Source organism: Phytobacter sp. MRY16-398, from assembly GCF_003925915.1.
Classification (GTDB): domain Bacteria; phylum Pseudomonadota; class Gammaproteobacteria; order Enterobacterales; family Enterobacteriaceae; genus Phytobacter; species Phytobacter diazotrophicus.
Genome location: NZ_AP018756.1, coordinates 226,246 through 243,180, shown reverse-complemented (window position 1 = coordinate 243,180; position 16,935 = coordinate 226,246). Strand labels below are relative to the sequence as shown.

Annotated in this window: 13 protein-coding genes; 6 read left to right on the top strand and 7 right to left on the bottom strand. The window is 56.1% G+C overall.

The window, feature by feature from the left end; all coding sequences use genetic code 11:
• Positions 1-6 precede the first annotated feature (6 nt).
• The 4 genes from bcsB to bcsO are packed head-to-tail and all read right to left on the bottom strand — an operon-like array spanning position 7 to position 5,808.
• Entirely contained in the window at positions 7-2,301 is a 2,295-nt protein-coding gene (gene bcsB / locus MRY16398_RS01145) for a cellulose biosynthesis cyclic di-GMP-binding regulatory protein BcsB (RefSeq protein ID WP_071195029.1), read from the bottom strand.
• On the bottom strand, positions 2,298-4,412 hold the full coding sequence (bcsA, locus tag MRY16398_RS01140; protein WP_052249307.1) for a UDP-forming cellulose synthase catalytic subunit: 2,115 nt from the start codon (positions 4,410-4,412) through the stop codon (positions 2,298-2,300). The genes bcsB and bcsA overlap by 4 nt, the downstream gene beginning before the upstream one ends.
• Before the next feature lie 17 nt (positions 4,413-4,429).
• Positions 4,430-5,233 carry a cellulose biosynthesis protein BcsQ gene (bcsQ, locus tag MRY16398_RS01135; protein WP_025760128.1) on the bottom strand — a complete coding sequence of 268 codons (804 nt, stop codon included), beginning with the start codon at positions 5,231-5,233 and terminating at the stop codon, positions 4,430-4,432.
• Positions 5,224-5,808, bottom strand: a complete 585-nt coding sequence (gene bcsO / locus MRY16398_RS01130) for a cellulose biosynthesis protein BcsO (RefSeq protein WP_107224353.1) — start codon at positions 5,806-5,808, stop codon at positions 5,224-5,226. Before bcsO ends, bcsQ begins: the two co-directional genes overlap by 10 nt.
• A 573-nt stretch (positions 5,809-6,381) precedes the next feature.
• Here bcsO and MRY16398_RS01125 point away from each other — a divergent pair.
• Positions 6,382-7,293: a LysR substrate-binding domain-containing protein gene (locus MRY16398_RS01125; protein ID WP_125123736.1), complete on the top strand. Its 912-nt coding sequence runs from the start codon at positions 6,382-6,384 to the stop codon at positions 7,291-7,293.
• On the opposite strand, the gene MRY16398_RS01120 is transcribed toward MRY16398_RS01125, so the two are convergent.
• Entirely contained in the window at positions 7,285-8,103 is an 819-nt protein-coding gene (locus MRY16398_RS01120; protein ID WP_125123735.1) for an oxamate carbamoyltransferase subunit AllH family protein, read from the bottom strand. The two genes, MRY16398_RS01125 and MRY16398_RS01120, sit on opposite strands and share 9 nt — an antisense overlap.
• A 239-nt stretch (positions 8,104-8,342) precedes the next feature.
• On the opposite strand from MRY16398_RS01120, the gene MRY16398_RS01115 reads away from it, so the two are divergent.
• From MRY16398_RS01115 to MRY16398_RS01095, 5 genes are all read left to right on the top strand, one after another.
• Positions 8,343-9,005, top strand: coding sequence for a cysteine hydrolase family protein (locus MRY16398_RS01115; protein ID WP_039080206.1), 663 nt, complete (start codon positions 8,343-8,345; stop codon positions 9,003-9,005).
• Between the two features lie 67 nt (positions 9,006-9,072).
• A complete protein-coding gene (gene fdrA / locus MRY16398_RS01110) occupies positions 9,073-10,620 on the top strand; it encodes an acyl-CoA synthetase FdrA (protein ID WP_125123734.1) in 1,548 nt (515 codons plus the stop codon).
• A 3-nt stretch (positions 10,621-10,623) separates the two neighbouring features.
• On the top strand, positions 10,624-12,024 hold the full coding sequence (locus tag MRY16398_RS01105; protein ID WP_071195033.1) for a YlbE family protein: 1,401 nt from the start codon (positions 10,624-10,626) through the stop codon (positions 12,022-12,024).
• A gap of 268 nt (positions 12,025-12,292) precedes the next feature.
• Positions 12,293-12,688, top strand: coding sequence for an allophanate hydrolase-related protein (locus tag MRY16398_RS01100; protein WP_039080203.1), 396 nt, complete (start codon positions 12,293-12,295; stop codon positions 12,686-12,688).
• Between the two features lie 19 nt (positions 12,689-12,707).
• Complete coding sequence (locus tag MRY16398_RS01095) at positions 12,708-14,306, top strand: regulator (protein ID WP_125123733.1); 1,599 nt, start codon at positions 12,708-12,710, stop codon at positions 14,304-14,306.
• 631 nt (positions 14,307-14,937) lie between these two features.
• Here the strand turns inward: MRY16398_RS01095 and dppF are convergent.
• Positions 14,938-15,948: a dipeptide ABC transporter ATP-binding subunit DppF gene (gene dppF / locus MRY16398_RS01090; RefSeq protein ID WP_039080201.1), complete on the bottom strand. Its 1,011-nt coding sequence runs from the start codon at positions 15,946-15,948 to the stop codon at positions 14,938-14,940.
• Complete coding sequence (dppD, locus tag MRY16398_RS01085) at positions 15,945-16,928, bottom strand: dipeptide ABC transporter ATP-binding protein (protein WP_039080200.1); 984 nt, start codon at positions 16,926-16,928, stop codon at positions 15,945-15,947. The genes dppF and dppD overlap by 4 nt, the downstream gene beginning before the upstream one ends.
• Positions 16,929-16,935 lie beyond the last annotated feature (7 nt).

The following is a 16,935-nucleotide window of genomic DNA, read 5'->3' as shown; positions in this document are numbered from 1 at the left end:
ACCCTCTTATTTGCGGTTGTCCAAATCCAGACGTCGTTTTGCGCGATTTCTCAGCAAGACAAAGATCGCCGAGCCAACAATGCAACCAAATAGCAGTCCTAAAATCGCCAACAGCGCCGAGTGCTGATTCGCATACCAAATTACCCGCATTTGCGTTGGCATCTCGCCACTCGGGAACTGCTCACCCACGCGGAAGCTGCGCACGCCGTTCTCATTGGTGATCACCGCTGCGTCGCCACGGATCCCGGCGTTAATTTTCGCTGAGGCGAGGTCACCGTGCAGACGTGAGAGCTGCTCGTCATTGCTGCCGATAGCCAGTACCACCAGACGATCGTTATTCCACGGTGAACGGAAGCTGACAAACCCGCGCCAGGCTTCGTTGGAGGAGAAGTAGCGGTCGGCTTCCAGCCCGTCTGATGCCCAGTCCCCTGCTATCCACCGTTTGATACGCTCCCAGGTCGTCGGCTCACGTACACCCAACGTCGAGTCGTGCATCACAAACGGCGAGGTATTGAGGATCGCGCGGTTAAAGTCATGCTGATCCAGGCCCGTGACCGCCAGCACATCGCGGTCGTTCAGCAGTTCAACACCCGCCCCGCCAGTGGGTACGCCGAGCAACACGCGGTTGCGGCCCAGCGCCGTTCCCGTCGCGTTACCGGAACGTGCCGTCATATCTAAAAGCGTGGCAATCTGCGTTTCAGTCGGTTTTTCCGGCAGCATCAGCACCGTTTCCGAATAATCCGCAAGCCGGGTGAACGGGAAGGACGCGCCCACAAAATAAGAGAGGTTCGGCAACAGCGCGAAGTGACGCGTATGGCTGAGATCAATCCACGAGTCGTCTTCGATACGGCTCTTAATGTTATTGTTCAGCAGCACACTACACGGGGCGCTCGCCTTGGGTTGAATGTTGAAGTACAGCGAGAGCTGGTTGTCGCCATAGATCATGTACGGCTCCAGCGGCATATCAAACTTCTCCTGCCGCGCATCACCGCCAAGCTTATGCCACAACGTTTCCAGCGCCCCCTGCTTATTCACCGGCAGGTTATGCAGGAAGGTATCGTTCATGGTCATGCTGAGCCACGAACGGTCTTCATCAATCCAGCTTTCCGTCGGGAAACGGTAACCAATGTGCAGAGGAATCGTTTCGCCATCCCACAGGAACAGATCCGGTGCCGCACGGAATGCTACGCGTAACGCATCGTGCCACAGACCCGTGGTGGTCAGGCTCTGATCTTTACGGATCAGTTCTGACAGTTTTACCGGACGATCGGTAGGGATCCAGCGCGGCGCATCGTAAGGTTTACTCGCCGGGATCGTTTGGGTGGTGACATCCACCGACGGCGTCTGCATGGCGAAATTGCCGCGGGTTAAACGCCATGCCGCCGCACGCAGGCTGGCATCATCTTTACCCACCACCAGCAGCAGCTTATAAACCGGGTTTGCCGGGTTATCGACCACTTTGAGTAGCGGCTGCTCGGTAGTCGGTAGCGTCAGGCCACCAATTTGCTCGCCCGGATGACCAATCAGGATGCCGTTCTTTTCCGGCAAGCGGTCATGATAGGCGGCAAACGACACGCCACGGTAGTCTGCCTGGATCCCCATCCACGATGAGATCAGCGCACTGGCGCTTAAGGTATCGCCGCTGAGCTTCGCCGGGAAAGCCATGGCGATCGCCGCCGGGGTCATTTGCATGCTGTCAAAGAACGGGCGCGGGAAATGGCTTAAATCGGCGCCAATGTCCAGTTGCTGCCCTTCCAGCTCGAAACGGGAATCCGCCATGATGGTGACGCGATATTTATCGCTCAGGTCGCGCTGGCACTGCATGGCATCGCCATCGTTGATTTTAAAACTCAGGTTGTTGCTCGACACCATCAGCGCCGAGGGAATATCCAACTGATAACGCGCGGTGTCGCTGTCAGTCACGGTCAGCGGTACCGTCCCCAGCGGCTGACCATTGAGCATCAACTGCATGGTGGCATTGCGCGCCACCATCGCGGGCGACACTTTCAGGTTCAGTTCAAGGCGCGCCGTGGTAATCACCTGGTCCACGGGCAGAGTAAAGGAGGCGCCCCCCTGGAACTGACCACCCGTCAGGGAAATCCCTTCCGGGAAACCCATCTGCGCGAGACTGATGCTGTTAACCACCGAAGGAATAAATACCGGTGCGCCCGGCGGCGGCACGGGTGGCGTCTCCGCCGGCTCGTTTAATTTCAGTAGCGACTCGATGGAGGTGTCTTCGGCATGCAGCGGCATCATAAAGAGTGCGCCGACCAGCACAGCCAGTGTTGTCAGACGTTTCATGCGTTGCCCTCCTCCTGGGAAGCGGCCTGGTCCTGGCCGGCGCGCAAACGGCGGTTTTCGCGACGGTCTTTCCAGGTCAGCCAGAAGAGGTCAAACACACAACGCATAATGGTCCCCAACGAACGGAACGGGTTGTCCTGAGGTTTCGGTGGGTGAATCCATGCATCCGCACGGGAGAGCACCACGCGCACCAGTTCACGACGGCGGGCGAGCGGGATGTCTTCAAACATCAGACGAATCGATTCTTCATCCGTGGCGATGGTTTTTACCGGAATGAGGATCGCGCCGGATTGCAGCAGCAGCTCAATCTCTTCAATCTCATCATCGAGATGGCGATCATCCGGCGCCACAATACGGCAGCCGCCCATCGACAGGTCAGCGGTATGGCTGCGCGACACCACGCCGCTGGCATGGTGGAGCAGTACCGGGATTTCCGCATCAATTCGAATGGTTTTGCGCGTCTGTCGGGTTTCGCGCGCGACGGCAATCGCGGCCAACAGAAAGATCAGACTGTACAAGCCCCAACCGACGTTTAGGGCGATAACGCGCGGATCCACGCCAAAGTAGTCATGAGCACAGGCGCGAACGATACCGGCAATCACCCCGGCCGCCAGCAGCAGGGCGATAATCAAATGCGGGCGCACCACGCTAAAATCAAAGTACCCCACGTCCAGCAGCGCACCCTTGTCGGTCACGTTGAATTTGCCGCGTTTCGGGAAAAACATCGTCACCACAGTCGGCAATGCAATGTGGAAGGCCAGCACCAGGTCGTAGATCTCCCCCCAGAAGCTATAGCGATGCCGCCCGTTCATGCGCGAGTTGACGTAAATCGCGAGGAACAGATGCGGGAGCGCATAGGCGAAAACCAGGCTCGCTGAGGAGTGAATGATGTTCAGGTTAAACAACAGATAGGCCAGCGGCGCGGTCAAAAACGCAATACGCGGCAGCGCGAACTGGTAGTAAAGCATGGCGCTCAGGTAGCACAGGCGCTGTTGGATAGTCAGGCCGCGACCAAACAGCGGGTTATCCAGACGGAAAATCTGCGTCATCCCACGCGCCCAGCGGGTACGCTGGATAACGTGCAGCACCAGACGTTCAGTCGCCAGGCCGGCAGCCAGTGGGATATCCAGGAATGCCGAGCCCCAACCACGGCGCTGCAATTTGAGCGCGGTGTGAGCGTCTTCGGTAACGGTCTCTACGGCAAAACCGCCAATCTCTTCCAGCGCGCTACGGCGAATCACCGCACAGGAACCGCAAAAGAAGGTGGCGTTCCAGTTGTCGTTGCCCTGCTGAATCGGCCCGTAGAACAGCGACCCTTCGTTAGGGATGTTACGCCCAACGGAGAGGTTACGCTCGAACGGGTCCGGCGAGTAGAAATAGTGCGGTGTCTGCACCAGCGCCAGTTTCGGATCTTTCAGGAAACCACCCACCGTCGCCTGCAGGAAGATGCGTGTCGCAACGTGGTCGCAGTCGAATACGGTAATCAACTCACCCTGCGTCAGCTTCATGGCGTGGTTGAGGTTACCGGCTTTGGCGTGATTGTTGTCGTTACGCGTGATGTACCCGACGCCAACGTCTGCGGCAAAAACAGCAAACTCGCGGCGTTTGCCGTCATCCAGCAGGTAGATATTCATCTTATCGCGAGGATAATCAATGCATTGCGCCGCCAGCACCGTATCACGCACCACATCCAGTGGCTCGTTATAGGTAGGAATATAGACATCCACCGTCGGCCACTGGCTCATATCATCCGGCAGCGGCACAATTTCGCGTTTTAACGGCCAGACCGTCTGCAGATAGCTCAGCAGCAACATGACCCAGACGTAGACCTCCGCCAGAAACAGTCCCATTCCAAGAATGGTTTCAATTTCGGAATTAAAATGCAGGGTTTGCGTCAGGCGGAAATACATATAGCGCGTCGATAAGAGCACCGACATGACCACCATAATGACCGACACGCTGCGTTTTTTGCTAAACCCCATCAAAAACAGCACACCGATGCTGAGCAGACCAAAAATATACTGTTTCTGGCTGTCCATAGGCGTAATGATGACCAGCAGCGCAACAGGTAGCATTGCCAGTACCAGCAAAACATAAAGGAACTTTTTCATAGGTTGCCCTGCGCGAATTAGAAGCCAGACATTTTCGGTTTACTGTGAACCGTGCCGTCTCCGATTTTTACGCCTAAGATTCCGGCGACTCTTTTTGCAATGAGTTCGATATCGAATGCAGCGGCGGATGCAGGACTAAAGTCGAAAACCGACTGCTGCGAGGCATTCGCTTCTATGACGCTTTCATCACGATGAATAACGCCTAAAAGTTGATTACCTAATTTCTGTTCCATAAATGCGGTGACATCCCGGCTGACCTGACGACGGTTGTCGCTCTGGTTGAGCACGAAGTAATGGCCCGCTTTTCGATTGAGGACATCCCCGGTCAGACGGTGATTTTCAACGTGAGGCAACAGGGAAAGAGAGGCGGTATCTGCCTGCATGATGACCAGATGCAGATCGGCCAGGCGAGACATGGCTTTCAGTGCAGCAGAGGGGCCGGGAGGAAAATCGGCCACAATGATCAGGCCCGGATAATTCAGCAACGTGTTGAGGCCACGAATCAGAAAATGTTCGTCATTCGTCAGACGTTCTTCAAATACCAGGCGTTGATCTTCGCTGGCTTCGCCATAAGGCAACACAAAGATATTCCCGCCTGCGGTCAATACGAACTGACTCCAGTCCGAGGACTCGGCTGATTTGGCGACATAACCACGCTCGTCAGACAGCGGCACGCCAAAGTGCAGACGCAGTGCGTTCTGCACGTCAAAATCCAGCGCCAGGACCTTACTGCCAGAACGCGCAAGGGCGTAAGCCAGATTAGCCGTGAGCGTCGTTTTCCCAACACCACCCTTCGGTGAACAAACACAAATCAACGGCATGAAGCGATCCTTTCTAGCAAAGATTGTAAAGGTTGGTTTTTTTCTACGGTGGGTTTTGCTTCTGGCGCTTTCGTTGCAAACAGCCGGGAATAATCAGCAGGCGCTGTCGCAGACGGAGCAGGTGCGGTGGTGGTCGTTGGTACAACCGGGTTAGCCGCCGGTTGGGCAGAAGGCGCAACGGGTGCCGCCGATTGCGATGCAAGTTGTCCGGCAACTTCACGGAAAATAGACGGGGCGGTCACCGCCGGTAAGTCTGTGTCGACAGGGGGAAGAACGCTTTCGGTGCTGTTTTCGGTGGTTTCGGTGCTTTCAATACTGTTGATAGTATCGATACTTTCGACGCGCTCATGACGTTCGTCGCTCGCGAAGACATCCGGGGCGACAGCCTGCGGTTGCGGCAGCGAAACGTGACCACCCATCGCCAGTTTAGACTCCTCTGTTGCAGGAGCTAGCTGATTCATGATCGCCCAACTTCCATGGTCAGGAGAGAGGTTCTGCGCCGACAGATCCTTGAATTCGTATTTTTGGTTGCGGGTCTTATCCTTAAACCTCTGCAAATCATCATAATGGTTCATAGCTATACTCATGATTTACAAAATAAACTATATACCCACCACCTACATAACCTGAGCGATCAGTTATTGGTAGATTCGTTTTATAATTAGGCTGCTCGCCTGTTGTGTGGGTACGTAGATGCTTTGGCTATTAACAATTCGCCTTATTATCGCGTGATTAAATTACACCAGTGCTAACACGCTGTTTATTTCTAGCAAATATATAAATTTCACCTGTACACATGCTATCTTTTTTTTCCCTAAAAATCATTAAAGTAGTTAATAGCAACTCATTACGTTGAACATCAACCTAAGAATCAACTTAATGTGGATAACTAACACAAAAAACCAAATAATACACGGCATGCAGGGTTTTACACCAGTATGAATAGTGAGCGATTTAATTATTGGTTACCTACTGAAATATATAGAAATACTTATTTCATTTAGAACCGGGATAAAAAACGGCAACTCACGATAACTGTGAGAATTAGCGCAACACGCCTGTTTTTAGTAGGGACCGGATAGCAAGCTGGTCTGAATGCAGGTAATGCGTTAAAAAATAACAACGCGCTATCCGGCAAGGGAGACGGCATGTTGATTAGTGCACAAGCATTGAATGTAATCATCACCATTGCACGCTGCGGTAGTTTTGCCGCAGCCGCAGAGGAACTGCATAAAGTACCGACGGCGCTTAGCTATACGGTTCACAAGCTGGAAAGTGAATTGGGACTCAAGTTATTCAAACGCCTCGGGAAACAGCTCGAATTAACGGAAGCTGGCCGTTATTTCATTAGTAAAGGCCAGATTATCCTGACTCAACTGGATGATCTCCAGTTTGCCACCCAGCGTATTGCCGCTGGTGTCGAGACTCGTCTCAATATTACCCTTAATAATATTGTCAGCCTGCGACCGGTTTACACCCTACTCTCTGAAAGCGAATTACTGTTCCCACAAACCGAAATTCATATCGCGATTGATGTACATGATGGCGTCTGGGACGCCTTACTGGAAAAACGGGCGGATATCGCCATTGCCGCGCCCAACCAGGTCGCCTTACCCGGTGAAATATGCTGCCTGGAAATTGGCACGGTCGAATGGCTATTCGCCATCGCGCCCGATCACCCTCTTACCGCCATTCATCGTCCGCTGCGTGCCGACGATCTGCGTCCTTATCCTGCGGTGTGCATCCCGGATACCTCGGTAAAACTTGAACCCAAAGTTGCCTGGCAGCTACGGGGACAAAAAGCGGTGGTCGTGCCTGACTATCATGCGAAAATCTCTATGCATCTCAAAGGGCTGGGCATTGGTTTTCTGCCACGCCATATTTGCCAGCCCTATATTGATGATGGCCGACTCGTACATCTGCATGTTGAAGAGAGCAAACAACCGACGCCGCTGTTTCTGGCCTGGCAAAGCCGCCCGCCGCGCCCCTGTTTTAACTGGTGGCTGCAGCAGTTAAAACAGCCGGAGGTGCAGAAAGCGTTATTTACGCCGTTAAGCTAAGGCGTGCGCTGCCGTGAGGATGCCCGCCAGCATGTCGTGACCAGAAGAGTGCCCGTAGTCGGCGACGCGGGCGATGGCCTGCGGCCCTGTCTCGTTTTCGCCTCTCGCCAGCGCCAGCAGTTGGGCGCTGTAATGATGATTACAGCCCTGTTCCAGCATGGCGCGGCTGATATCGGTCGTACGGTCGAGTAAGGGGAGCAGCGCCGCGTTGAATGCCGCTGCGTGCGCAAAGCGCCAGTTATGAAGAATCAGCGACACGCCCAGCAGGAAATCATCTCCGGCGGGGGTGAGCCCCTCCCCCCGACCAATAAAGCCCATAAGGCATTCATTGAGATCCCCTTCACCCGTGCGCAGCCAGTGGACCAAAGAGGTCTGTGCGCGTATTAACGTCGCGTCCGTACGCAGCGCGAGGCGAATGCCTTTTTCCGGCTGATGGCTGAAAAAGGCGGCGATCTGAGCTGCCAGGCGCGCCAGCATTTGCGCTTCGCCGCAGGGTATTAGCCGCGTGGAAACCGGCATGGCTGAGCCCAGTTCGATACGCGCTTTTGTGCCGTACAGGCAGGTTTCATCACGCCAGCGTAGCCGTTCCCCCACGGTAAAAAAGGGGCGCAGGTCAACGCAGTCAGTCATCATTCCCGCCGGGGCCAGCGGCATATCGCTCGCCTGCACCACCCATAGCCTCCCTTGTGGCGTTTGCACGTTACAGGCGCGCTGAAAAATCGAATGGACCCGAAGCCAGGGAACTATCGGGCGCCATGGGGGTAACGCGTCGCAGAGTTGTATCGCCGCAATATCTCTTCCTGAGGTCATGATTACGCCTGTCAATAGGTGCGAGGTCACAAATCCGCTATCTTGTTTTGGGTGCTTTTTTTACCCAAATCCGACGCTTGTACGCCTAAAGCCTCGCCAGTTCACGATTTACGCATTATGGCGTTTTCGCGTACAGAGATGCCTCATATTTTTTGAGGTTCAGGCAGAAAAGCTTTTTGCGCACACGGCGTTATCACTCCGTACACTCCAATGAAAGGCGAATCAACAAAGGAACGTTTATGCGCACGATTAAAGCTCAACCTTTTGACTTTCAGTTCGATCCCGCCACCACCGCCCTCGTGGTGATTGATATGCAGCGCGACTTTGTTGAACGCGGTGGTTTTGGCGAAGCTCTTGGCAATGACGTCTCCCTTGTTCGCCGTGCGATCGAACCCTGTGCCGCATTGCTGAAAAGCGCTCGCGAGGCGGGTCTGCTGGTTATTCATACCCGGGAAGGACACCGTGATGACCTCAGCGACTGCCTGCCCGCCAAACGCACCCGTGGCGGTAAAACCTTTATTGGCGAGCCCGGTCCGATGGGCCGCATTCTGGTGCGAGGCCAGCCGGGCCACGACATCATTCCCGAACTCGCGCCACAGCCCGGCGAGCCGGTGATTGATAAGCCAGGCAAAGGGGCGTTTTACGCCACTGACCTGCATCTCATCCTGCAATCTCACCGCATCGCCTCGCTCATTATCTGCGGCGTCACCACCGAGGTGTGTGTGCAGAGTACCGCCCGTGAAGCCAACGATCGTGGCTATGAGTTGGTGATTCCGGAAGATTGCTGCGCCTCCTACTTTCCGGAATTTCATCAGGCGGCGCTGGCGATGATCAAAGCCCAGGGCGCCATTGTCGGCTGGGTGAGCCATTCAGCGGAGGTCATTGCGGCGCTGCGCCCATGACGCTCCGGCAGACCGATACAACGTAGTAAGCAGCAAAATGAGTACCGTTTTTGCTCAAGGATAAAAGATGACACTGCACTATCAATGTTTCCCGAACCTGTATAAGGACTCCGTTTCCCTTATGCAGATCTCCGCCAAACTCAACGCGCTGGATGGGGTAGATCAAGCATCTGTCGCCATGGCGACCCCGGCTAATATTGAACGCATGCGTGACGCGGGCATGGACATTGTCATCGACGCGCGCCCTAACGATCTGTTAATCGCGCTGGAAGCCAGCAAAGCCGCTGCGCAAGCGGCGCTGGAACTCGCGGCCTCCTTGCTGCGCCCGTCGGCAGTCGAGCCTGTTTCCGGCGCGACACAGCGTGTACCTGTCAGTATCGCTATGGGTCTGCACGACGCGCTGGAGGCCAATTTTGCCCTGATTTCTGTGCCAGGCCGCTATGCCGCTGCCGAAGCCTTGAAAGCGCTGAGCAACGGTCTGCACGTGATGATATTCAGCGATAACGTTCCGGAAGATCAAGAAGCCGCCATCAAGCGTTATGCCAGTCAGAATCAGTTGTTGGTCATGGGGCCGGATTGCGGCACCGCCATTATCAACGGTATGCCACTGGGCTTTGCCAATGTGGTACGACGCGGCGCTATTGGCCTGGTGGCAGCATCCGGGACCGGACTACAAGAGGTCAGTTGCCATATTCACCATCTTGGCGCTGGCGTGTCGCAGGCCATCGGCACGGGCGGGCGCGATCTGCACGAAGCTATCGGCGGTCTGAGCATGATTCAGGGCATCACCCTGTTAGCAGAAGACCCTGAAACACAACTTATTGTTCTTATTTCTAAACCACCAGCACCAGGGATTATGCAAAAAGTACTGGCCTGCGCACGCCAGTGTGAAAAACCCGTCGTCGTCCATTTTCTGGGCGCCGACGAGCACAGTTTGCAATATGAAGGCGTCATACCCGCACTCAGTCTGCGTCACGCAGCGGAGATCGCGGTAGCCACGTTAGAGGGTAAAAAGGCGCCCAAAGAGACCAGCACCAGGGAATCTCTCCTCGCCAAAGCCCGGGACAGCATTGGGGCAATGGCGGCAAAACAAAAAGACATTCGCGGCGTATTCGCCGGTGGCACATTCTGTTACGAAGCACAACTCGCCCTGCTGGCGGCGGGGCTGTCATGTGAATCCAACGCCCCTGTTCGTGGGGCCACGGAATTACGCAGCCGTCAGCAGGGTACCGGACATAGTCTGGTCGATATGGGGGATGACGAATTCACCCAGGGCCGACCGCATCCCATGATTGACCCCAAACTGCGCAACGCACGCCTGTTGTCGGAAGGTCTCGATCCCACCACGGCAGTCCTGTTGTTTGACATTGTTCTGGGCTACGGCGCCAGCGCAGATCCTTGCGCCACGTTATTGCCTGTGCTGGATACGCTGCGGCAAGAAGCCGCACAAGCGCAGCGACACCTTCTGCTGATTGCGCACGTTTGCGGGACCGAAGACGATCCTCAGGATCGTCAGCAGCAAATTGAATGTTTAGAACAGGCTGGCGTTCTGGTGGCGGACAGCAATATCGAGGCCGCGAGACTGGCGGCTTTTGTAGCCCTTCAACGGAAATAGATTATGACGACGTTATTTCAACAACCGCTCAGCGTGCTCAACCTGGGTCTGGAGAGTTTCGCCAATAATCTGCGAGATGCAGGAGGTGATGTGTTGCATCTGCAATGGCAGCCCGCCGCATTCGGCGACGAAGAGGCTAACTGGATGTTGGCGAAATTAATGGCGGATACCCGCGTGGATGCGGCAAATGACATCGCGTTGCAGCGCTACCTGGATGCGCAACCGGTGCTGATCGGAATCAGTACAGCGCAGGAAGCCATTCCGGCGCTGGCAGCAGAACGCAAAATTTTGCACGCAGGTCCGCCCATCGCCTGGGCAGACATGTGTGGCCCAATGCAAGGGGCGATTGCCGGGGCGATTGTGCTCGAAGGGTGGGCCGACAGCGTTGAGCAGGCCATGCTAATGGCGGCAAATAGCGAGGTCGCGCTGGAACCCTGCCATCACCACCACGCCACCGGGCCAATGGCGGGGATTATCAGTCCTTCCATGCCTGTCTGGATAGTAGAGAACAAAACGCATGGCAACCGGGCCTACTGTAATTTCAACGAAGGGCTCGGGAAAGTGCTGCGCTTTGGGGCCAATCACGAAGAGGTCCTGACCCGCCTGCGCTGGATGGCCGATGTGCTGGCGCCTGTGCTCAAGAAAGCCCTTGCCATGAGCGGCGATATTGAACTTAAGCCAATGATTGCCCAGGCGCTACATATGGGTGATGAATGCCATAACCGCAACGTTGCGGCCAGCGGGTTATTCTTTCGCCGCCTGGCCTCCCATCTGGCCCGCATTGAAAAGGGCCCGGAAGTGCTGGAGTTTATCGCGGCTAACGATCACTTCTTCCTGAATCTCTCCATGGCGGCCTGTAAATCGATGCTTGATGCCGCCAGCAATGTCCCGCACAGTTCCATGGTCACGGTGATGGCACGCAACGGCGTCAACTTCGGTATCCGTCTTTCCGGGACCGGCGATCGCTGGTTTCAGGCTCCGGCTAACCCGGTTGATGGCCTGTTCTTCCCCGGTTTTGGCGTTAATGATGCGGCGGCGGATCTGGGCGACTCGGCCATTACGGAAACCGCAGGCATTGGCGGTTTTGCCATGGCGGCGTCACCGGCTATCGTGAAATTTGTTGGCGGCACCCCGGCCGATGCGGTGAGACACAGCCAGGCCATGCATGAAATTACCTTAACCACCCAGCCGGCATTTACCCTGCCCGCCCTCAATTTTGTGGGCAGCGGCTGCGGCATTGATGCGCGGCGCGTTGTCGATAGCAATATTCTGCCCATTATCAATACCGGAATCGCCCATAAGCTGGCAGGGGTCGGACAAATTGGCGCGGGTATTACCACCGCACCGCTGGCCTGCTTCATTGCCGGGCTGACGGCTCTGTCGCAAGGGAACGATCGTGTGTAGCGGTAAGGTCACTGTCGTCGCTGTCGGCGGCAACGCAGCGCTGGCTTAGCCAGCTTTCACTCGCCGAAGCAGAAGCGCTGCTGCAAAGCTGCGAATTTGGCGCAGGCAGCATGGCCCCGAAAAATTGAAGCCATGCTGACTTATTTACGCGCTCAGCCGCAGGGGCTGGGCCTGATTACCACGCCGCAGGGCATTTCCCGCGCGCTAAGCGGCAACGGTGGCACCCGTTTTACCCGCTAACGCTGCACACTTTTCTGAGCAAAAAACCATGATAAGTAATAAGATTTTACTGGCCGTTAATGGCACATTAATGCGTGGCCTTGTGCTTAATCCTAATATGATTGCCGCACAGGCTGAGTTTGTTCGTGAAGACACTACCGCCGCCTGCTACCGCTGCTGGAGCATTAATGATAATCACCCAGGCATGATTCGCACACCCGGAGAGGGCGGGCAGATTGCGCTGGAAATTTGGGCGGTGCCGCCTGCCGGGCTTGGCGAGATCCTGCTAAAAGAACCTGCCGGATTGTGTGTCGGTAAGGTCGAGTTGAGTGACGGTAGTGAAGTACTGGGTGTGCTGGCCGAACCCTGGCTGGTAGAAGGACAAAAAGAAATTACCTCTTTGGGAGGCTGGAGAGCTTATACCGGCCACTTTATGACAGCTTGATAACGTCAGGAGTAGGATCATGGCGCAAGGAAATCTCGCTCATCGGCCACAGCTTTGGGTCGCGGGCGATTTAAATGCTTTTTTTGGTCTGTTCACGAATGTGTTATTGAATGTGCTGGTGCTCTCCGGGCTGGCACTGTACGTCGCGCAAATCCCGGCAACAACGGTTTATGGTCGTATCCTGCCTGCTCTGGGCATTGCACTTCCCCTCGGAAATCTCTTCTATGCCTGGCTTGCCTGGAAATTAGCCCAGCGCGAAGGCCGCAATGATGTTACCGCCCTGCCTTATGGCCCCAGCGTGCCGCATATGTTTATCGTGGTCTTTGTGGTGATGCTGCCTACGCTGCTAATTCATAAAGACTGGATGCTGGCGTGGAAGCTGGGTCTTATCTGGGCGATGTTCGTCGGCGTTATTGTCCTGCTCGGCGTTGTCGTTGGCCCGACCATCCGTAAATATACTCCGCGTGCCGCTATGCTGGGGACGCTGGCCGGGATCGCGATTGCTTTTATCGCGATGCGCCCGGCTTATCAGATGTTTGATACCGCATGGATTGGCGTCATCTGCTTCGCCATTATCCTGCTCAACTGGGTCGGGAATGTCCGCCTGCCGTTCGGTTTACCGGGTGGGCTGGCCGTGGTCATCGTTGGCTGCGTGCTCGGCTGGGGGGCTACGCTGCTGGGTCTGAGCGACATCATGAACCCGGCTGCCGTAAAAGAAGCAACCAGCAATTTTGCGCTCCATCTGCCTTCCATTACCGGCGATGTGTTCAGCGTGCCGTCGGAGCTGATCTGGCCGCTGCTGGTGACGGCTATCCCGCTGGGTATCTTCAACTTTACTGAAATCCTCAATAACGTGGAGTCTGCCGCCGTAGGTGGCGACAGTTATAACCTGCGTGCGGTGCTGGCGGCAGATGGCGTGGGGGCGATTGTCGGTGCGCTGCTGGGCTCGCCGTTCCCGCCTGCGGTCTATATCGGCCACCCCGGCTGGAAAGCGATGGGCGGGCGTATCGGTTATTCGCTGGCGACCGGTATTGCGATGGCGATTGTCTGTTTCCTGGGGCTTACCGCACTGCTGCTGTCGATCATTCCGCTGGTCGCGATAGTGCCAATTCTGCTGTTTATCGGGCTGGTGATTGGCGCACAGGCGTTCCAGGTGTCGCCGAAACGTCATGCACCCGCCATTATTCTGGCGCTGGTGCCGAATATTGCGGAGTGGGCGAAAACGCAGGTCGATGGCGCACTGAATGCGGCGGGAGCAAACACGGTGAATCTGCCTGCTGAGGTGATGACCAATATGGCCAATAACGGCGTGCTCTATAACGGTATGGCCACCACCGGTGGGGGTGCCGTGCTGGCAGGGCTGATGATGGGGGCGATTGCCGCGTTTATCATTGACCGTCGTTTTAACTGGGCCGCGGTGTATGCCGCTGCCGCCACGGTGCTTTCCTTCTTTGGTTTTATTCATGGACACCAGATGGCGGTTAACGCCTCGCCAACGGTGACTTTCGCCTATGCTGTGGTGACGGTGATGCTAACCTTCCTCGCCTGGCGTCAGGTGCGCGAGCAGGGCAAGCTGGACTGGTCACCGATTGATAACGACAGTGAGCCGATGAGCTAAAACCCGCAGTCCCCGGTGGCGCTGTGCTTACCGGGGCTACGAACGGTAGATATTGTGAACGTCTTCAACCTTTTTAGCCATGGCTGACTCGTTTTCCCGCATGACAACCACAGCGACATCTTTGTGCCACCCTGGCGCAGAGCGTACAGCGAGGGGGTTGAATCCCCGCTGAAATCGGTGAGACGAAGACCCGATGGCAAGGTCAGGCCGCCAGGGATGGCGGACTGAGGTTTGTCGAGACCAGACAAAATCGTCCGGAACGATTTTGAACAACGCAACGCGTTGGCCCGAAGGGCGAGCCCCAGGGATGGGGCGAGTAACTCGAGTCAAACCGACCGCAGGCAGCGGGGCGGGAGGCGAACGCAGTGCGAAGCACCGATTTTTTGCGGGGCCGCGGGGATTGTAAAGGGGAACGCGGTGTTCCCCTTTACCCGTTCACGTGTCCGGAGGTGACATTTCGCCATGAACATAAGGTGAACGGAACCCTCCTCCTGAGCCGCATATTCCCTCACCCCAACCCTCTCCCTAAGGGAGAGGGAGAAAACCGGTCGTAGCCCGAATGAAGCATTCGCGCCTCCGGGGAGGCATAAAAAAACCGGAGCACATGGCTCCGGTTTTTTATTTCAGCGCGTTAGGCCTGCGGCTTCTCGCCGTTTTCATCCTGATCGACCGCGAAGCAGGCAACCAGTTGACCGCCGTAATCTTTGAGCTGCGGCTGCAACTGGGTGCAGGGACCGAAGCGGCGGCGGCAGCGGGCGTTAAACGCACAACCCGGCGGCGGACTCAGCGGGCTCGGCAGCTCGCCGGTCAACTTGATACGCTCGCGGCGATCGTCCGGGTTCAGGCGCGGCGTCGCAGAGAGCAACGCCTGGGTGTACGGATGACGCGGATTAGAGAAGATCTGGTCCTTGGTGCCCTTCTCGACGCAGCGGCCCAGATACATCACCATCACTTCATCGGCAATGTGTTCCACCACAGACAGGTCGTGGGAGATAAACACATAGGACAGCCCCAAATCCTGCTGCAAGTCCATCATCAGGTTTAGCACCTGCGCGCGAACAGAAACGTCCAGCGCGGAGACCGGTTCGTCGGCGATCACCACGTCCGGGTCCAGCATCAGACCACGGGCAATAGCGATACGCTGACGCTGACCGCCGGAGAACATGTGCGGGTAACGGTCGTAATGCTCGGTTTTCAGGCCGACTTTCGCCATCATCGCCAGCGCTTTCTCACGACGCTCCGCCTTGCTCAGGGAGGAGTTAATCAGCAGCGGTTCTTCCAGAATCTGTCCCACTTTTTTGCGCGGGTTCAGCGAACCGTATGGGTTCTGGAATACGATCTGGATTTTCTGGCGACGCAGTTTCTGCGCATGCGGATCGTGTTTCAGCAGATCCTGCCCCTGGTAGTACAGCTCACCACCGGTCGGGGTTTCGATCATTGTCAGCAGACGGCCCAGCGTGGATTTACCACAACCGGATTCACCAACCACAGCCAGCGTTTTGCCACGTTCCAGGGTGAACGATACGCCGTCCAGCGCTTTTACCAGGCGTTCCGGGGCAAACAGCCCCTTCTTCACCGGGTAGTGTTTTTTCAGGTCGATAGCCTGCAACAGCGGTTGCGTGGCGGCCTCGTGCGTACTCATAGTGTGGGCCTCCCGGCATCATCGAGTGGGTAGTGACATTTCGACTGGCGCCCACCGTCAACGGTGTTCAGCGCAGGCTCTTCGGCGCGGCATCGGTCCGTTGCGTAGGGGCAACGCGGGTTCAGCAGACAGCCATTCGGACGGTCATACTTACCGGGTACGACGCCTGGCAGCGACGCCAGACGCGCTTTATCCTGCGCAAATTCCGGCAATGCCCGCAGCAGTGCCTGGGTATACGGATGACGCGGTGCGCGGAAGATATCTTTCGCCGCCCCGGTTTCCACCACCTGGCCTGCATACATCACGATGATTTTGTGTGCCGCTTCGGCCACCAGCGCCAGGTCATGGGTGATCAGGATCAGCGCCATGTTCTCTTTTTGCTGTAGCTCCAGCAGCAGCTCAATAATCTGCGCCTGAATAGTCACGTCCAGCGCAGTCGTTGGCTCATCGGCAATTAGCAGTTTCGGCTGACACGCGATCGCCATCGCAATCATGACACGCTGACTCATCCCACCGGAGAGCTGATGAGGATAAACGTCCAGCCTTGATGCCGGATCGGGAATACCGACCTGGTTGAGCAGATCAATCGCACGCTGGCGGCGGGTGTGCTTGTTGCCCCCCTGATGCACTTTGATCGCTTCCATAATCTGGAAACCGACGGTGTAGCAGGGGTTCAGGCTGGTCATCGGATCCTGGAAGATCATCGCTACTTCGGACCCCACCAGACTGCGGCGCTCTTTTTCCGAAATGCGTTTCAAATCCTGACCGTTAAACTCCAGATTTTCCGCCATTACGCGGCCTGGGAAGTCAATCAACCCCATGATCGCCAGCGAACTGACCGATTTACCAGAGCCAGACTCCCCCACGATGCCAACCACTTCACCCTGATTCACACTGTAGCTTACGCGGTCTACTGCGCGAAACTCGCTGCCTTCGTCGCCGAAATGCACCGATAATTTATTAACATTTAATAACGCCATCTCGAAC